The 16,070-nt window shown below is 58.9% G+C and carries 17 protein-coding genes; 4 read left to right on the top strand and 13 right to left on the bottom strand.

Translation table 11 applies throughout. The features are described from left to right. Nucleotides 1–14: 14 nt before the first annotated feature. The 3 genes from rimM to ffh form a co-directional block, all read right to left on the bottom strand. On the bottom strand, nucleotides 15–536 hold the full coding sequence (gene rimM / locus I6L35_RS09100; RefSeq protein ID WP_011704630.1) for a ribosome maturation factor RimM: 522 nt from the start codon (nucleotides 534–536) through the stop codon (nucleotides 15–17). A 24-nt stretch (nucleotides 537–560) separates the two neighbouring features. Beyond that, nucleotides 561–809: a 30S ribosomal protein S16 gene (gene rpsP / locus I6L35_RS09095; RefSeq protein ID WP_005341383.1), complete on the bottom strand. Its 249-nt coding sequence runs from the start codon at nucleotides 807–809 to the stop codon at nucleotides 561–563. A 182-nt stretch (nucleotides 810–991) separates the two neighbouring features. After that, nucleotides 992–2,368 (bottom strand): signal recognition particle protein, encoded by a 1,377-nt coding sequence (ffh, locus tag I6L35_RS09090; RefSeq protein ID WP_216980077.1) that lies wholly within the window; start codon nucleotides 2,366–2,368, stop codon nucleotides 992–994. Nucleotides 2,369–2,573: 205 nt separating this feature from the next. On the opposite strand from ffh, the gene ccsA reads away from it, so the two are divergent. Together ccsA and I6L35_RS09080 are read left to right on the top strand one after the other, a co-directional pair. Then, the gene (ccsA, locus tag I6L35_RS09085) at nucleotides 2,574–3,365 is read left to right on the top strand and encodes an inner membrane protein YpjD (protein WP_041233962.1); all 792 of its coding nucleotides are present in this window, start codon (nucleotides 2,574–2,576) and stop codon (nucleotides 3,363–3,365) included. A gap of 34 nt (nucleotides 3,366–3,399) precedes the next feature. Further along, entirely contained in the window at nucleotides 3,400–4,680 is a 1,281-nt protein-coding gene (locus I6L35_RS09080) for an HlyC/CorC family transporter (RefSeq protein WP_005341388.1), read from the top strand. 27 nt (nucleotides 4,681–4,707) lie between these two features. On the opposite strand, the gene I6L35_RS09075 is transcribed toward I6L35_RS09080, so the two are convergent. Then, nucleotides 4,708–5,178 carry an Rrf2 family transcriptional regulator gene (locus I6L35_RS09075; protein ID WP_216980076.1) on the bottom strand — a complete coding sequence of 157 codons (471 nt, stop codon included), beginning with the start codon at nucleotides 5,176–5,178 and terminating at the stop codon, nucleotides 4,708–4,710. Between the two features lie 111 nt (nucleotides 5,179–5,289). On the opposite strand from I6L35_RS09075, the gene hmpA reads away from it, so the two are divergent. Continuing rightward, a complete protein-coding gene (gene hmpA, locus I6L35_RS09070; protein WP_216980075.1) occupies nucleotides 5,290–6,483 on the top strand; it encodes an NO-inducible flavohemoprotein in 1,194 nt (397 codons plus the stop codon). 99 nt (nucleotides 6,484–6,582) lie between these two features. Here hmpA and I6L35_RS09065 read toward each other — a convergent pair whose 3' ends face one another. The 6 genes from I6L35_RS09065 to I6L35_RS09040 all read right to left on the bottom strand — a co-directional run bounded on the left by I6L35_RS09065 (nucleotide 6,583) and on the right by I6L35_RS09040 (nucleotide 11,539). Further along, complete coding sequence (locus I6L35_RS09065) at nucleotides 6,583–7,167, bottom strand: tetratricopeptide repeat protein (protein WP_026034955.1); 585 nt, start codon at nucleotides 7,165–7,167, stop codon at nucleotides 6,583–6,585. A 392-nt stretch (nucleotides 7,168–7,559) separates the two neighbouring features. Then, nucleotides 7,560–8,495 carry a malate dehydrogenase gene (gene mdh / locus I6L35_RS09060; protein ID WP_005340384.1) on the bottom strand — a complete coding sequence of 312 codons (936 nt, stop codon included), beginning with the start codon at nucleotides 8,493–8,495 and terminating at the stop codon, nucleotides 7,560–7,562. Between the two features lie 221 nt (nucleotides 8,496–8,716). Further along, a complete protein-coding gene (artM, locus tag I6L35_RS09055; RefSeq protein WP_005348902.1) occupies nucleotides 8,717–9,379 on the bottom strand; it encodes an arginine ABC transporter permease ArtM in 663 nt (220 codons plus the stop codon). Nucleotides 9,380–9,382: 3 nt separating this feature from the next. Then, on the bottom strand, nucleotides 9,383–10,033 hold the full coding sequence (artQ, locus tag I6L35_RS09050) for an arginine ABC transporter permease ArtQ (protein WP_043826111.1): 651 nt from the start codon (nucleotides 10,031–10,033) through the stop codon (nucleotides 9,383–9,385). A gap of 3 nt (nucleotides 10,034–10,036) precedes the next feature. Next, nucleotides 10,037–10,774 carry a transporter substrate-binding domain-containing protein gene (locus I6L35_RS09045; protein ID WP_040067430.1) on the bottom strand — a complete coding sequence of 246 codons (738 nt, stop codon included), beginning with the start codon at nucleotides 10,772–10,774 and terminating at the stop codon, nucleotides 10,037–10,039. Between the two features lie 24 nt (nucleotides 10,775–10,798). After that, nucleotides 10,799–11,539, bottom strand: a complete 741-nt coding sequence (locus tag I6L35_RS09040; protein ID WP_005357971.1) for an ATP-binding cassette domain-containing protein — start codon at nucleotides 11,537–11,539, stop codon at nucleotides 10,799–10,801. Nucleotides 11,540–11,740: 201 nt separating this feature from the next. Between I6L35_RS09040 and argR the strand changes: the two genes are divergently transcribed. Next, nucleotides 11,741–12,211, top strand: a complete 471-nt coding sequence (argR, locus tag I6L35_RS09035; RefSeq protein WP_005340378.1) for a transcriptional regulator ArgR — start codon at nucleotides 11,741–11,743, stop codon at nucleotides 12,209–12,211. A 90-nt stretch (nucleotides 12,212–12,301) separates the two neighbouring features. Here argR and I6L35_RS09030 read toward each other — a convergent pair whose 3' ends face one another. From I6L35_RS09030 to I6L35_RS09020, 3 genes are all read right to left on the bottom strand, one after another. Further along, nucleotides 12,302–13,207, bottom strand: a complete 906-nt coding sequence (locus I6L35_RS09030) for a Dyp-type peroxidase (protein ID WP_216980074.1) — start codon at nucleotides 13,205–13,207, stop codon at nucleotides 12,302–12,304. Between the two features lie 103 nt (nucleotides 13,208–13,310). Further along, nucleotides 13,311–14,345 carry an ABC transporter ATP-binding protein gene (locus I6L35_RS09025; protein ID WP_216980073.1) on the bottom strand — a complete coding sequence of 345 codons (1,035 nt, stop codon included), beginning with the start codon at nucleotides 14,343–14,345 and terminating at the stop codon, nucleotides 13,311–13,313. Between the two features lie 82 nt (nucleotides 14,346–14,427). Further along, nucleotides 14,428–16,053: an iron ABC transporter permease gene (locus I6L35_RS09020; RefSeq protein WP_216980072.1), complete on the bottom strand. Its 1,626-nt coding sequence runs from the start codon at nucleotides 16,051–16,053 to the stop codon at nucleotides 14,428–14,430. Nucleotides 16,054–16,070: the final 17 nt, after the last annotated feature.

Here is a 16,070-nt window from a genome sequence, read left to right as displayed (position 1 = left end):
GTTAGCGCGGGAAACTAGAAACCAGGATCCCAATCAACTTCGATTGTTCGAGCAGTCAGATCAATATTCTTGATCACCTGCTCTTCCAGGAACGGAATCAACCGCTCCTTCGCACCAAAGGCATCTTTTACATTGGCCTCAACCACCAACACATCGTTGGAGCCGGTTTCCATCAATTCGGTCACCTTGCCCAGGTCGTATCCCTTGGTGGTCACTACCGAGCAACCAATCAGGTCACGCCAGTAGAACTCGCCCTCAGGCAACGCAGGCAACAGATCGGCGGCTACACCAATCTCGACATTGGTCAATGCCAGGGCATCCTCGCGCACGTCGATACCATCGAGTTTGCAGATCAGACCCTTGTTGTGACGCTTCCAGGATGAAACCTGGATTTCACGCCACACCCCGTTCTGATTGATCAGCCAGGGGTTGTAATCGAAAATCGCTTCGGCAACATCGGTGAAGGAGTTCACTTTAAGCCAGCCCTTGATGCCGTAAACGGTACCCAGGGTGCCCAGAACTACAGGTTTTTCCACCTTAACTCCTTACCGTTTGGCTGATTAAGCAGCTTTGGCAGCGTCTTTGATCAGCTTGGCAACGCGGTCAGAAACAGCGGCACCAGTACCAACCCAATGCTCGATGCGAGCCAGGTCCAAGTTCAGCTTTTCAGCGTTACCAGAAGCAACCGGGTTGAAGAAACCAACGCGCTCGATGAAACGACCGTCACGGGCGTTACGGCTGTCAGCAACTACTACCTGGTAGAACGGACGCTTTTTCGCGCCACCACGTTGTAAACGAATGGTTACCATATCGTCCTCATTAACATCTAATGAACAAGGCCCGCAAACACGCGGACCCTAGCTTAAAATAAGCCGCATAATTCTACTTGGATTCGTAATAATTGCAACCAAGCCAGCCATTTTTTGCGCAAGGTGGCAATGAAAAGGGCCTGCAACTCGCAGACCCTCGCTCAATACCTAACTCCGGATAATCAGAACGGACCGCGACCGCCACCAAATCCCGGTGGCAGCATGTTCTTCATCTGGCTCATCATTTTGCGCATGCCGCCCTTGCCGGACATCTTCTTCATCATGCGCTGCATCTCTGTGAACTGCTTGAGCAGCTTGTTCACGTCCTGCACCTGCATGCCGGAACCAGCAGCGATACGACGCTTGCGAGAGCCCTTGATGAGGTCGGGATGGGCACGCTCTTTCGGCGTCATGGAGCTGATGATGGCCTCCATCCGCACGGTGAGTTTGTCATCCATCTGATCCTTGATGTTGTCCGGCAAGCCGGACATGCCGGGCAGCTTGTCGAGCATGCCCATCATGCCGCCCATGTTGCGCATCTGGGCCAACTGCTCGCGGAAGTCCTCGAGATCGAAGCCTTTGCCACTCTTGACCTTGCTGGCCAGCTTGGCGGCCTTCTCTTTATCGACGTTACGCTCGACTTCCTCGATCAGCGACAACACATCGCCCATGCCGAGGATACGAGAGGCGAGGCGATCAGGGTGGAACGGCTCCAGTGCATCGGTCTTCTCGCCCATACCGATAAACTTGACCGGCTTGCCGGTGATATGGCGTACCGACAGCGCGGCACCGCCACGGGCGTCACCGTCCGCCTTGGTGAGGATCACACCGGTAAGGGGCAGTGCTTCATTAAATGCCTTGGCGGTATTGGCAGCATCCTGACCAGTCATGGCATCCACCACGAATAGGGTCTCGACCGGCTTGATGGTGGCGTGCAGATCCTGGATCTCGGCCATCATCTCGCTATCGACGTGCAGACGGCCGGCGGTATCGACGATCACCACGTCATAGAATTTCTTGCGCGCCTGATCGATGGCGGCGGTGGCGATGTCGACCGGCTTCTGGCTGGCGTCACTCGGGAAGAAGTCGACGCCGATGTCACCCGCCAGGGTCTCCAGCTGCTTGATCGCTGCTGGGCGATAAACGTCAGCACTGACCACCAGCACCTTCTTCTTGTTGCGCTCTTTGAGCAGCTTGGCCAGTTTGCCGACCGTGGTGGTTTTACCGGCACCCTGCAGACCGGCCATCAGGATAATGGCGGGCGGCTGGGCAGCCAGATTGAGCTGCTCGTTGGCCTCACCCATTACAGTGACCAGTTCGCCGTGCACAATCTTGATGAACGCCTGACCCGGGCTCAGGGATTTGGCCACTTCCTGGCCGACGGCACGCTCCTTGACGCGAGCTACGAAATCACGCACCACCGGCAGGGCGACATCCGCTTCGAGCAGCGCCATGCGGACTTCGCGCAGGGTTTCCTTGATGTTCTCTTCGGTCAGACGGCCGCGGCCACTGACATTGCGCAAGGTGCGCGAGAGTCGTTCAGTCAAATTCTCAAACATGACGCATTCCGGTTCTTGGCGTTGTAAATGGAGGGCATTATAACCCAGAGCAGCCGCGAGGACGATTATTCACCGCGGAGCCACTCATCGATGCTTCGTCCCTATATATGGGCAGATCGGCCATTGCACAACTGGCGAGCACATCTTGTGCAAGGTATACTGCTCCTCTTGTATCCCTAAATGCTTGTGTAACAACGACCTGGTTATGATCGTGATCTCTGTTCTGGCCCTGGCGTTTTATCTGCTGGCCATCATCGCCTCACTGCACCTGCTGCTCAATGCCAAACAAGTCGGGCACGCCCCCCTGTTTGCTTGCGTAGGACTGGCGCTGGTCGCCCATGGTGCGTCTGTTGCCAGTGAAGTAATGGTGACCCATTCAGGTCAAAACCTGAGCATGCTCAACGTCGCCTCGCTGGTGAGTCTCATCATCAGCTGCTTCATGACCTGCGTCACTCGTCGCTTCAACGGCTGGATCCTGCTGCCGGTAGTGTACAGCTTCTCGGCCCTACTGCTGGCTGCCAGTGCCCTGATCCCGGGTCGCTACATAACCCATCTGGAGGCCCATCCCCAGCTGCTGCTGCACATTGGCCTCGCCCTGATGGCCTATGCGGTATTAATGATCGCCTGCCTGTTTGCGTTGCAGCTTGCCTGTCTGGACAAGCAGCTTAAATCTAGAAAAATCAGTAACCTGCCAGCGATGCCGCCACTGATGACGGTAGAGAAGCGGCTGTTCCAGCTTATCTCTGCGGGGGTGCTGCTGCTGACCCTCTCCATCGCCTCCGGCCTCTTTTTTCTCGAAGATATGTTCGCCCAAGGCAAATCACACAAGGCGGTACTCTCCATTCTGGCCTGGTGTGTATATGTTCTGCTCTTGTGGGGTCACCACACCTATGGCTGGCGCGGTCGCAAAGTCATCACGCTGAGTCTGATCGGCAGCTTCATCCTGACCCTTGCCTACTTTGGCAGCCGCTTCGTCAAAGAAGTGCTGTTGAGCTGACATACTTAGCCATACCACCCAACAGGAGCCCTTTGTGGACAGTATCTCAACGAGCACATTACTGATTGTTCTCGTTATCTTGATCCTCTTATCCGCCTTCTTCTCCAGTTCCGAAACCGGTCTGATGTCCATCAACCGCTACAAGCTGCGGCACTTGGCACAGACCAAACACAAAGCCGCACGTCGCGTCGAGCAACTGCTCGCCCGCCCCGATCGCCTGCTGGGACTGATCCTGATCGGCAACAATCTGGTCAATATCCTCGCCTCTGCCATCGCCACCATCGTCTGTATCCGGCTGTTTGGTGATCTCGGGGTCGCCATCGCCACCTTCGGCTTGACACTGGTTGTTCTGGTATTCGGTGAAGTGACACCAAAGACGCTGGCCGCCATGTTCCCGGAGAAGATCGCTTATCCCGCCTCCTGGATCCTCAAGGGACTGATGGTGCCGCTCTCGCCGCTGGTCTGGCTGATCAACGGCATCACCAGCGGCCTGCTCAAGATGCTGAAGATCAATCCCCACAAGGATGACTCCCTCAATACCGAGGAGCTGCGCACCATCGTCAACGAGGCAGGCAACCTGATCCCCAAGCGTCATCAGGAGATGCTGCTCAGCATCCTTGATCTCGACAAGATGCTGGTCGAAGACATCATGGTACCGCGCAGCGATATCTACGCCATCGACATCAACGATGACTGGAAAAGCATCCAGCGCCAGCTGGCTCACTGCGCTCACACCAAGATCCTGCTCTATCGCGACAATATCGACGACGTTGTCGGCTTTTTACACGCGCGTGATGCCCTGCGGCTGGTAGCCAGGGACCAGTTCAACAAATCGAGTCTGTTGCGGGAAGTGGACGAGATCTACTTCATTCCGGAAGGAACCCCACTTAACGTGCAGCTGGCCAAGTTCCAGCGCAACAAGGAGCGAATTGGTCTGATCGTCGACGAGTATGGCGATATTCAGGGGCTAATCACCCTGGACGATATTCTGGAAGAGATCGTGGGGGACTTCACCACCTCCATGACGCCAGCGCCGAGCGACGAGATCCATCCCCAACCGGACGGCTCCTTCCTGGTGGAAGGCTCAGCCAGCATCCGTGAGCTGAACAAGGAGATGAACTGGCACCTGCCCATCGACGGACCGCGCACCCTCAACGGTCTGATCCTCGAATATCTGGAGGAGATCCCCCAGCCCAACATAGGTATCCGGCTTGCTGGCTATCCTATCGAGATCCTCGATGTAGAGAATAACATGGTGAAGATGGCGCGGATCATGCCGGCATCGTACCGGGCGGAGTCGGATTCGCAAGATTGAAAAAGGGCTGCCAGTGGCAGCCCTTTTCTATTGCTCATCTTCGTCATCCGGCTCCAGCACCAGTGTCGGGATCAGTTCACCGAAGACCAGTTGCAGCTCGTCACGGTTGGCCAGCAGGTCTTGCAGCGTATAGCTATCCATCACCGCCAGAAACGCATCCATCGCCTCTTTCAGCGCACTCTTGAGCAGACAGACAGAGACGATGTGGCAAGCGGGCGAACCACAGTCAATGCCGTCCAGATTGCCTTCCAGCGCCCTGATCACCTGCCCGATATTGATGGTGGCGGGATCGCAAGCAATGCGAATACCGCCATTCTTGCCCCGCTGGGATTGCAGATAGCCCAGCTTCACCAGCTGATTGACCACCTTCACCATGTGGTTGCGGGAAACACCATACAGGGCCGATACCTTGGCAACGCTCGACAACTCCCCTTCCGGCAGGGTGGCAAGATAGAGCAGGGCTCTCAATCCGAAATCTGTATAACTGGTTAGTCTCATAAAACCTGATTAGCGCGATGCGAAAAGTGGAGTATTGATTCAAATCAAATAAACATCTAGGATGCCACTTATTAAATGACATTTTATATGTTCAATTAGAACGAGGCCTCTATGCTAGATCAAACCACCGTTGCCGTCATCAAAAGCACCATCCCGCTGCTCGAATCGGCAGGCCCTGCCCTCACCCAGCACTTCTACCAACGGATGTTCAGCCATAACCCGGAGCTGAAAGATATCTTCAACCTGGCCCACCAACGCAGTGGCGGCCAGCCGCTGGCCCTGTTCAATGCAGTCGCCGCGTATGCAAAGAATATCGACAATCTGGGAGCGCTCGCCGGTGCGGTCGAGCGGATTGCGCACAAACATACCGGATTCCTGATCCAGCCGGAACAATATCACATTGTAGGTAGTCATCTCTTGGCCACGCTCAAAGAATTGGGCGGAAGTGCGGTCACCGACGAGGTGCTGGAGGCATGGGGCAAGGCGTATGGCGTGCTGGCAGACATCTTCATCGGCCGCGAGCGAGAGATCTATCAGGAGAAGGCAAGCCAGGATGGCGGCTGGCAAGGAACCCGCACCTTCATCATCAAGGAGAAGCGGGCCGAGAGCGCCCTCATCACCTCCTTCCTGCTGGCGCCGGAAGATGGCAAGCCGGTATTGACCTTCAAACCGGGCCAATACCTCAGCATCAAGCTGGTTCACCCCGAGCTGGAATATCAGGAGATCCGCCAGTACTCCCTCTCCGATGCCCCCAATGGGCAGGATTACCGCATCAGCGTCAAGCGTGAGCCGCAGGGCCAGGTCTCCAACCTGCTGCACGATCACCTGCAGGCGGGCGACAAGATTGAAGTGATGCCACCCACCGGCGATTTCTACCTGAAAGCGGATGACCAGACGCCGGTTGTGCTGCTCTCGGCCGGGGTCGGCCTCACCCCCATGATGAGCATGCTCAACCAGCTGCTGGCGAGCGACCATCAGGCCGACATCACCTGGCTGCACGCCTGCGAACAGGGCGCTGTACACGCCTTCCGGGAGGATACTCAGCAAAAATCCCGCCAGCATCCCAACTTGCTGAGCCGGGTCTGGTATCGGGAGCCGGAGGCCAGCGATGTACAGGGTGAAGATTACGACCTGGCCGGCACCATGGATCTGACGGCCGTGAAGGAGCGCATCACGCCAGAGGCCCACTACTACTTCTGTGGCCCTGTCAGCTTCATGCAAGAGATCAAGCGGCAGCTGCTGGCTGCTGGGGTACCAACGGGGCAGCTCCATTACGAAGTTTTTGGCCCCCACCAAGATCTCTAAGGCGCGGGCAGCCATATAACAGAGGGAGGTTCCGGCCTGTCATGGCACGGCGGCTGGAACCGGACCCACAGGTGCAGATCTGTGGGTCATTTTTTTGGATCAGTGCATCGCCTTGGCGCGGGCCACCACGTTGGCCGGCATCCTGTTGCCAAGACGGTTGAGCAGACTCGCCGCCTTCTGGTGCAGCGCCTTGTCACCTATGACGGAGCCATGGAGCCAGCGATAGGCGTCCTCATAATCGAGCGGACTGCCCATCCCCTGCAGCAGCATCTCGACCCACTCGATGCGGGCCCGCAGAAAACCGAGGCTGGCCGCCTCGCGCATCAGGGTCTCGGCTCGCACCAAATCCTTCTGCACCAAAGTTCCTTTCCAGTAGTAGCGACCCAGTTGCTCCAGCGCCGGCGCCAACCCCTGATTGGCCGCCTCCCACATATATTGCACCCCGAGCTCAGCATTCGATTTGGTGCAGACACCCCACGCCAGCATATCCCCCCAGAGGAATTGATAGGCCGGGATCTTCATCACCGAGGCGCGCGCTTCGATATCCTGAGTCAGCTGACAGCGATCCTGTTTAACCTGAGTGAGGTGGCGCCCCTGCTCAATCCAGTTGAGCAGCTCGTCCTGACGATAGAGCGGCACCGCCTGCAACTCGCCTGCGGCCAGAGGTGCGGGAGGCGCCACCACAGCGGCAGGCTCCGCCGGTTTTGGCAGCGGCGCGGCCCCCTCACCACTGCTGGCAACGGGCGTGACCGGCTCAGCCGGAAGCAAAACGGGGACTGCCTCAGAGGGCGCTGGCGTAGCAGCAGAGACAGGGGCCGCCACCGCAGCACTGCTTGCGGTCGGTGCCGATGCACTTGCTGCAGGCGCATCGCTCGATACGGCAGCCGATACCGCCTCGGCACCATAGAGGGGCGCGGTGAATGCACCGACAAGAACGAGAAGGGTAAGGGGTTTCATCATAAGGATCTCCTGCTGCACTCTGTTATCGGCACCAAGCCCCATCCCCTTAGCCTGCCGAGCGGCTCTCATCAATACAAAAGGGAGCCGAAGCTCCCTTGTTGGCACGGTTGACCCGCTTACTTGACGAAATCGACACCCAGCTGGATATCGGCTTTCAGGGTAGCCAGCATGCCTTCCATCGCTTCCTGCTCGAAGGCGCTCAGCTTGCCGTAATCCAGTACGGTTTCGACACCGTTCTTGCCCAGCAGTACCGGCTGCGCGAAGAAGGTGGCGTGCTCGCCGTTGCCTTCCACGTAGGCGCACTCAACAACGTTGGCTTCGCCCTGCAGACCCTTGATGAGGGAGAGACCGAAACGGCAAGCCGCCTGACCCATGGAGAGGGTCGCAGAACCGCCACCGGCCTTGGCTTCAACCACTTCGGTACCGGCATTCTGGATGCGCTTGGTCATGGCAGCCACTTCTTCAGCGGTGAAGGAGGCGCCTTCAATCTGGGAGAGCAGCGGCAGAATGGTGACGCCACTGTGACCACCGATCACATTGACGCGAACCTTGTCGATGTTCAGCCCTTTGGCGGCGGCGACGAAGGTCTCGGCGCGGATCACGTCCAGGGTGGTGACACCGAACAGACGGCGCTTGTCATAGACACCGGCTTTCTTCAGCACTTCGGCGGCGATGGCCACAGTGGTGTTGACCGGGTTGGTGATGATGCCGATCAGTGCTTTCGGGCAAGTGGCCGCGCACTTCTCGACCAGATTCTTGACGATACCGGCGTTGATATTGAACAGGTCGGAGCGATCCATCCCCGGCTTGCGTGCCACACCGGCGGAGATCAGCACCACATCGGCCCCAACCAGCGCAGGAGTCGGATCTTCACCGCAGAAGCCCTTGATGGCGACGTCGGTAGGAATATGACTGAGGTCAACGGCCACACCCGGAGTAACCGGGGCGATGTCATACAGGCTCAGCTCGGAGCCGGCCGGCAGACGGTTTTTCAACAGCAGAGCGAGGGCTTGACCGATGCCACCAGCGGCACCCAGAACGGCAACTTTCATGATCAACTCCATGTTTAAGCGTAGGTTTAAGGTTGTTTGTTGTTGTGCGCCCAACCTTAATGGATCCCCCCATAAAAAACAATCTGATAACAGTTGCAGTCACGGGTTCTGTGAGCCACGAAACATGCGGGAGCAAAAATTGGAGGGAAATACAAAAAGTTGGAGGAGAAGCACAGTTTTTCTGCACTTCCCCTTACCATAAAGAGGTAGATTTGAAGGTCTCAGGATTGGAATGCCAGCGCCCGTTTTTCACACCAGCGAAAACCAATTGTTAACAATCCGTTCATCGCCAGATAAAGCCCGCCAGCCACCCCGAACACAGCCAGGGTATCGTAGGTCTGGGCATTCAGCCCCTGCGCCAGCCCCATGATGTCCATGATGGTGATGGTACTGGCGAGGGAGCTCCCCTTGAGCACCAGGATCACCTCGTTGGAGTAGGCAGGCACCAGATGACGGGCAGCATGACGCACCTTCATCCACAAGGTCTGGCGGCCATTAAAGCCAAGCGCACGACACGCCTCCACCTCACCAGCCGGGATGGCATCGAGCGCCCCCTTGAACAACCGGGTAGAGTAAGCCGCCGTGTTGAGACCCAGCGCCAGCACGGCGCAGAACCAGGGCTGCTTGAGCAGCGGCCAGAGCGGGCTGGCTTTCAGCCACTCGAACTGGCCCGGCCCGTAGTAAATCAGGAAGATCTGAATGAGCAGCGGCGTGCCGGTAAAGAGCAGCACCCACAGTTGCACCAGCTGGGTCGCTACCGGCAGGCGCAGCTCCAGCACCCAGGTCATCAGGGCCGCCAGCACAATCCCCAGCAGCAGGCTGAACAGGGTCAGCTCCAGCGTGGTGACAAGACCGCCCAGCAACGTAACGAGATACTCTTGCATCAGTTAACCTCCGTAGCGGCGGGTGTAGCGGGCAGCCAGCCCGAGGCCATATTCACTCACCAGACTGATGGCCAGATAGATGAGGGCCGCGGCGGCATACCAGGTGAAAGGCTCATAGGTACTGGCCGAGGCCATCTGCGCCTGACGCATCATCTCGTTCACCCCGATAAGCGACACCAGCGCGGTATCTTTCAGCAACACCAACCACTGGTTGCCGAGGCCCGGCAGGGCATGACGCCACGCCTGCGGCAACACGATGCGAAAGAAGATGTGGCTCTTGCTCAAACCCAACGCCAGCGCCGCCAGCCGTTGACCTGAAGGCACCGCATTGAGCGCCGCCCGCAGGGTCTGGGTCGCATAGCTGGCGAACAGCAGGGAGAGCGCCAGCACGCCACAGGCGAACGGACTGAACTCCACATACTCGCCTGTGATGAGGAACAGCACCTGGGTCGAGCCGAAGTAGATGAACAGCACCACCAGCAACTCGGGCAGGCCACGGATCAGCGTGGTCAGGGTGGCCACCGGCCACACCAATGCACGCTGCTTGCTGAGCTCGGCGGCACTGAACGCCAGTGCCAATACCATGCCCCCGACCAGTGATGCTAGGGCCAGCCCGAGGGTCATCCAGGCTGCATCCAACAACAGGCTCAACATGGCTTACTGCGCGAAGTATTTGTCGAAGATTTTCTGATAGGTGCCGTTGGCCTTGATCTCGGCCAGCCCCTTGTTCAGCTGGGTCAGCAGCTCCTGATTGCCCTTGGCGACCGCGATGCCAAAGCCGGTACCGAAGTACTTGGCATCCGTCACCGGCGCACCCACCACCGCATACTCCTTGTGCTGCTTCAGCCAATCGGCAGCAACGGCGGTATCGGCAAAGACACCGTCGGTACGGCCATTCATCATGTCGAGGAAGGCGCTCTGGTAGCTGGCGTACGGCACGGTCAGCAGGCCCTTGCTCACCCAGTTATCCACCAGATAGGACTGGTGAGAGGTACCGTTCTGCACACCGACTGTCTTGTCGACCATCTCTTCCGGCCCCTTGAAGGCACCTTTCTTGGCGACGAATACTGCCGAGTTCTCGTAGTAGATGTCGGAGAAGTCGACCTGCGCGGCCCGCTCCGGGGTCACGTCCATGGCGGCGATGGCGGCATCGTAGCGACGGAATTTCAGGCTAGGGATCAGGCTGTCAAAGGCCTGGTTGTGGAAGCTGCACTCCAGCTTGGCCTGCTCGCAGATGGCGCGGGCCAGATCGATGTCAAAACCCTGAAACTCGTTCTTGTCATCCAGGTATTCGAACGGCGCGTAGGTGGCCTCGGTGGCGAACTTGATCTCTTTGGCCATGGCGGAGGTACTCAACAGGCCCATGGCAGCAACCAACAACAGACTCTTTTTCATGACAGCTTCCTTATCGATTCAATATCAATGCATCAAGAATTCGGCAAACCGGCTGGTTTGCGGGGATTGGAAAATGGCAGCGGTGCCGGATTCTATGATCCGCCCCTTCTCCAGATAAATCACCTGGCTGGCTACCTTGCGGGCAAAGTCGACCTCGTGGGTCACCACCACTTGGGTAATGCCGGTCTGGCTCAGGTTACGGATGATCTCGGCCACCTCCTTGGTGATCTCGGGATCGAGGGCAGCAGTCGGCTCGTCAAACAGCAGCACTTCCGGGTCCATCATCAGGGTACGGGCAATGGCCACCCGCTGCTGCTGGCCGCCAGAGAGACGGGCAGGCCAGGCATCGCGCTTGTCGGCCAGTTGCAGCTGGGCCAGCAGGTAGGCCCCCTTCTCGATGGCGGCCTCCTTGCTCATGCCGAGCACCTTGACCGGCGCTTCAATCAGATTCTCCATCACAGTGAGATGTGGCCAGAGATTGTACTGCTGGAACACCATACCCACCTTGCGACGCAGCAGTTGGGACTGGCGGTTGAATTCGGCGGCAGAGAGGGAGTTCGGGAAAGAAAATTCACTTTCGCCAATCCGCAGAACACCCGCATCCGGGGTATCCAGCAGGTTCATCATCCGTAGCAGGGAACTCTTGCCAGCACCGCTCGGGCCCAGCAACACCAAGGTTTCACCGGGGGATGTCCGAAAGCTGACCTGTTGCAGAACCGGCACCTTGTGCCAGGACTTCTCGATACCTATTAATTCAATACCCATACAACCCAATTGAATAAGTTTTCAAAATTTCATCCCGATTCTATCCCTAATAAAGGTTGATGCAAGCCATTTTTGAATCAATATGCAGAACAAGCGCCGCTTCCTTGCAAAAAACGGCATATGAATGCAAAATGGCCCCGCTGTTCGTATCTGCCGCCTGTATCGCACAGGCCGCCACACCTCCTCATTCGTGAGACCAAGATGAAACACAACGACAAGCAAGAAAAACTGGCCAAGGCCTTTAAAGCCTTGCTGAAAGAAGAGCGCTTTGGCTCCCAGGCAGAAATCGTCACCGCCCTGCAAGAGCTGGGCTTCGAGAACATCAACCAGTCCAAGGTATCGCGCATGCTGAGCCGCTTCGGCGCCGTTCGCACTCGCAATGCCAAGATGGAGATGGTCTACTGCCTGCCAGTGGAACTGGGCGTGCCCACCACCTCCAGCCCGCTCAAGAATCTGGTGCTGGACGTCGATCACAACGGCGCACTGGTGGTGATCCACACCAGCCCGGGCGCAGCCCAGCTGATCGCCCGCCTGCTCGACTCCCTCGGCAAGGCAGAGGGGATCCTCGGCACCATCGCCGGTGATGACACCATCTTCATCACCCCGACCAGCGATACCGATATCGAAGAGCTCTACCTCTCCGCCCTCGAGCTGTTCGAACAGACGCCGTAATGGCCGCTACCGCGTCATCGCGGTCACGCCAGAACGAAAAATCCCGGCCAAGGCCGGGATTTTTGTTTTCTGCAGCTTCGTCAGGCGGGCTTATTTGCCCTGCGCCATCAGAAAACCTTCCGATGGGGCGAAGAAAGCGGCGCCGGTCACCGCCTTGGTGAAGCGCAGCAGGTGGTCGAAGTGGCTGCCCTCCCCCTTGTACATGCTGGCCAACATGGCGTTGAAGTGCTGCGGAGTGCGGCAGCAGGAGATGAAGTAGAGCCCCTGCTCGGTCATGGTGCCCCAGGGCATGCTCTGGCGCAGGATCTCCATGGACTCCCCTTTCGGCGTCTTGAGGTTGACCCGCTTGATGTGGGCGGTCAACGGCTTGGCGGCAGACTCATACTCGATGTTGTCGGGCTTGGTGCGACCGATAATGTCTTCCTGCTCTTTTTGCGCCAGCTTCTCCCAGTCGCTCATGGCGTGGACCCAGCGCTGGACATGAATGTAGGAGCCACCGGCAAACTCGCCATCGGCCAGCAGCGCCACTTCGGCACGGTGTTCATCCTGCGGGTTCTCGGTGCCATCAACGAAACCGGTCAGGTCACGGAAATCCAGGTTGCGGAAACCGCGCACCTCTTCGGCCAGCTCGACCAGCCCGGCCAGCAGCGCCATCACGCGGTGACCGGCGTGGTGCAGCACATCCACCCGCTCGGCACGCAGCTGAATAAAGAGATCAAACGGGGTGTTGGGGGCTTCCTGACCGTTGGCGGATTGCGCCATAAAGCTGCGGAACTGGGGCGGACGGGCGGCAGGGTAGAGACCATCCCAGGCATCGGCGCCAACGGCAACCAGACCGCTGAAACCGGCATCGGGGAAATCGGCGGCGACCGCCTGCCACAAGGCGGGCAGTTTGGCCAGACGGCCGACCAGTTCGGCGGCATCGCCGGTACGATTGAACATCAGATAGAGGGCGTGCAGATTCGGCTCTGCGCAGATCCCGGCTTGGGCTTTCATATATCTCTCCCCTGAGTAGGCGTTAGCGTTACGGGCTATTTGCGTTGCGCGATTATAAACCAGAGTGGATCCAGTTCTTTGATTTCACGACGATATCACGCGTTCAGGGCAAAGGGTCAAACAACACCAGCCCATGGGGGGCAACCTTGATCCGTGCCCGCATCCCATCAAGGGGCTCGCCAATGCTCGCCTCCAGTTGCAGATCGCCACACTCGAACAGCACCCGGCAGTGGTGACCGAGGAACTGCTGCTCCACCACCTTAAGCTCGCCATCTGCGGCGCTCTCCAGCAGCAGTTGCTGAGGTCTGAGCATCAGCTGCAACTGCTCACCCACTGCGCGGCCATGAGGCTCACTGCCACAGATGACCCCGAGCGCCGTCCGCACGCAGTGGCTGTCCACCACCTCGGCGGCCAGATAGTTGACCCCGCCGAGAAACTCCGCCACGAAGCAGTTTTGCGGGCGGCGATAGAGCTGCTCCGGCTGGCCCACCTGCTCGATGTGACCGGCGCGAAACAGCGCCAGCCGATCGGCGAAGGCGAACGCCTCCTCCTTGCTATGGCTGACGAAGATGGCGCCGATCCCCTGCTGCTTGAGTAGGGCGCGGATCTCGAGGATCAACTTCATCCGCACCTGGGTATCGATGTTGGAAAAAGGTTCATCCAGCAGCATCAGCCGCGGCTTGCACACCAGCGCCCGGGCGATGGCCACCCGCTGCTGCTGGCCACCGGAGAGCTGGTGTGGATAACGATCCCCCAGCCCCTGCAGATTGACCAGCGCCAGCGCCTCGTCCACCTGCTGCTGGCGGGCGCGGCGATCGAGTTTGGTCAGGCCAAAGCCGACGTTGTCAGCTACCGTCAGGTGGGGGAAGAGGGCGTAATCCTGAAAGATCATCCCGATATTGCGCGCCTCGGGCGGCACGCTGGCACCCGGCCCGTCGAGCAGGGTATCGCCGAGGCGAATCGAGCCCTCTGCCAACGGCAGCAGCCCTGCGATGGCCTTGAGCAGCGTGGTTTTGCCGCAGCCACTGGCTCCCAGCAGGCAGACGATCTCGTTGTCTGCCACCGTCAGGGAGAGCTGTTCCAGCACATTGCGGCCGTTGTAACGGCAGCTGACATTTTCAACCTGCAAACAGGACAAGGCTGACTTCCTCTCGTTTCTGGCGGCGCGCAGCCTTTTGGTTCAGCACACCGCATGCAATTTCATTGACCGACGTGGCGACTCAGTGGCCCGGACTGTCCAGAGTGCGGTTGACCCAGATCAGCGGCAACAGTCCCACCAGCACAATGACGATAGCCCCCAGCGCGCCGCGCTCCAGCATCTCGTCCGAGACGAACTGATAGACGTGGGTCGCCAGAGTATCGAAGTTGAACGGCCGCAGCAGCAGGGCGGCGGGCAGCTCCTTCATGGATTCGATGAACACCAGCATGGCACCGGCAAACAGGCCACGGCGCACCAGCGGCAGATGGACCCGGCGCAGCATGCCGCCATCCCCTTGCCCAAGAGAGCGGGCAGCCATGTCGAGGCTGGGGGAGATCTTGCCCATACTGCTCTCCACCGAGCCGATGGCGATGGCCACAAAGCGTACCAGATAACCGAACACGATGGCGGTGATGGTGCCGGTCAGCAGCAGGCCCGGGCCCTGACGCCCCAGCCACTCGGCCAGATCGTTGATGGCAAAGTCGAGGGCGGTGAGCGGCACCAGCACGCCGATGGCGAGCACGGTACCCGGCATGGCGTAGCCCATGGCGGCGATGCGCAGGGGCAGCAGACTCTTGATCCCGCCATCGAGACGACAGAAGAAGCCGAGCAGCAGGGCGATGCCCATCGCCAGCAGGGCGGTCAACGCCGAGATGAGCAGACTGTTGCCGGCGAAGCGGACAAACTCCGGCGTCCACGACAACTCGAAGTAGCGCACCCCGTAATCGAGCAGGATGACGAACGGCAGGCCGAAACCGGCCAGCACCAGCCCCCAGCACCAAAAAGCGGCCAGAGCGCGACTCATCCCCTTGAGCGGATAGCGCAGCGGCTGCTCATGACCCATGGACTTCTGGAACACCTGCTGCCGACTGCGAGAGCGGCGCTCCAGCGCGATCAACAGCACCACTGCCAGCAACATCAGGCAGGAGAGTTTGGCCGCGGTGGCCAGACTGCCATAGCCGAGCCAGGTGTCGTAGACCGCCGTGGTCAGGGTGTTGATGGCAAAGAAGTGGACGGTGGCGAAATCGGCCAACGTCTCCATCGCCACCAACGACACCGCCACCATGATGGCCGGGCGCGCCAGCGGCAGACTGAGGCGGCGAAAGCTCTGCCACGGGGTACAGCCGAGCAGGCGGCTGGAATGAATGAGGCTGACTGACTGCTCCAGAAAGGAGGCGCGGGTCAGCAAATAGACATAGGGGAACAGCACCAGTGCCAGCACCCAGGCTGCGCCACCAAGGGAGCGAATGGCAGGAAACCAGTAATCGGCCGGACTGTTCCAGCCAAAGAGTGTTCGCAACCCAGCTTGTAGCGGGCCCGAGTAGTCGAGCAGGTCGGTATAGACGTAGGCGACGATATAAGAGGGCATGGCCATTGGCAGCATCAAAGCCCACTGCAGGGCGCGCCGCCCCGGTACCTGACACATGGCCACCAGCCAGGCGGTAGGCACGCCAAACAGCAAGCTGAGCAATACTACGCCGACCACCAGCCCCAGGGTATTGCCCAGATAATCGAGCAGCACGGTATCGGCGAGGTGGCGAAACAGCTCCCCCTCAGCCGAGAAGGCAGAGAAAAGCAGGGCTATAACCGGTAAACCCAGCAGCAGGGCGATGGCCCAGCTGCCGGTCATCCATCCAAAATTTTTCATGAGACCACAGATGTTGA

Origin of the sequence: Aeromonas sp. FDAARGOS 1405 (assembly GCF_019048265.1) — a bacterium.
GTDB classification, from domain to species: domain Bacteria; phylum Pseudomonadota; class Gammaproteobacteria; order Enterobacterales; family Aeromonadaceae; genus Aeromonas; species Aeromonas veronii_A.
Note: the sequence above shows the minus strand (reverse complement) of the source record. Positions and strands in the feature narration are given on the sequence as shown.

Coding starts and splice junctions, on each gene's coding strand:
- I6L35_RS09040 (WP_005357971.1), bottom strand. CDS start 11,539: ATGGGTATTGAATTAATAGGTATCGAGAAGTCCTGGCACAAGGTGCCG.
- mdh (WP_005340384.1), bottom strand. CDS start 8,495: ATGAAAGTTGCCGTTCTGGGTGCCGCTGGTGGCATCGGTCAAGCCCTC.
- I6L35_RS09030 (WP_216980074.1), bottom strand. CDS start 13,207: ATGAAAGCCCAAGCCGGGATCTGCGCAGAGCCGAATCTGCACGCCCTC.
- I6L35_RS09075 (WP_216980076.1), bottom strand. CDS start 5,178: ATGAGACTAACCAGTTATACAGATTTCGGATTGAGAGCCCTGCTCTAT.
- I6L35_RS09045 (WP_040067430.1), bottom strand. CDS start 10,774: ATGAAAAAGAGTCTGTTGTTGGTTGCTGCCATGGGCCTGTTGAGTACC.
- artM (WP_005348902.1), bottom strand. CDS start 9,379: ATGCAAGAGTATCTCGTTACGTTGCTGGGCGGTCTTGTCACCACGCTG.
- hmpA (WP_216980075.1), top strand. CDS start 5,290: ATGCTAGATCAAACCACCGTTGCCGTCATCAAAAGCACCATCCCGCTG.
- ffh (WP_216980077.1), bottom strand. CDS start 2,368: ATGTTTGAGAATTTGACTGAACGACTCTCGCGCACCTTGCGCAATGTC.
- artQ (WP_043826111.1), bottom strand. CDS start 10,033: ATGTTGAGCCTGTTGTTGGATGCAGCCTGGATGACCCTCGGGCTGGCC.
- I6L35_RS09020 (WP_216980072.1), bottom strand. CDS start 16,053: ATGAAAAATTTTGGATGGATGACCGGCAGCTGGGCCATCGCCCTGCTG.
- rpsP (WP_005341383.1), bottom strand. CDS start 809: ATGGTAACCATTCGTTTACAACGTGGTGGCGCGAAAAAGCGTCCGTTC.
- argR (WP_005340378.1), top strand. CDS start 11,741: ATGAAACACAACGACAAGCAAGAAAAACTGGCCAAGGCCTTTAAAGCC.
- ccsA (WP_041233962.1), top strand. CDS start 2,574: ATGATCGTGATCTCTGTTCTGGCCCTGGCGTTTTATCTGCTGGCCATC.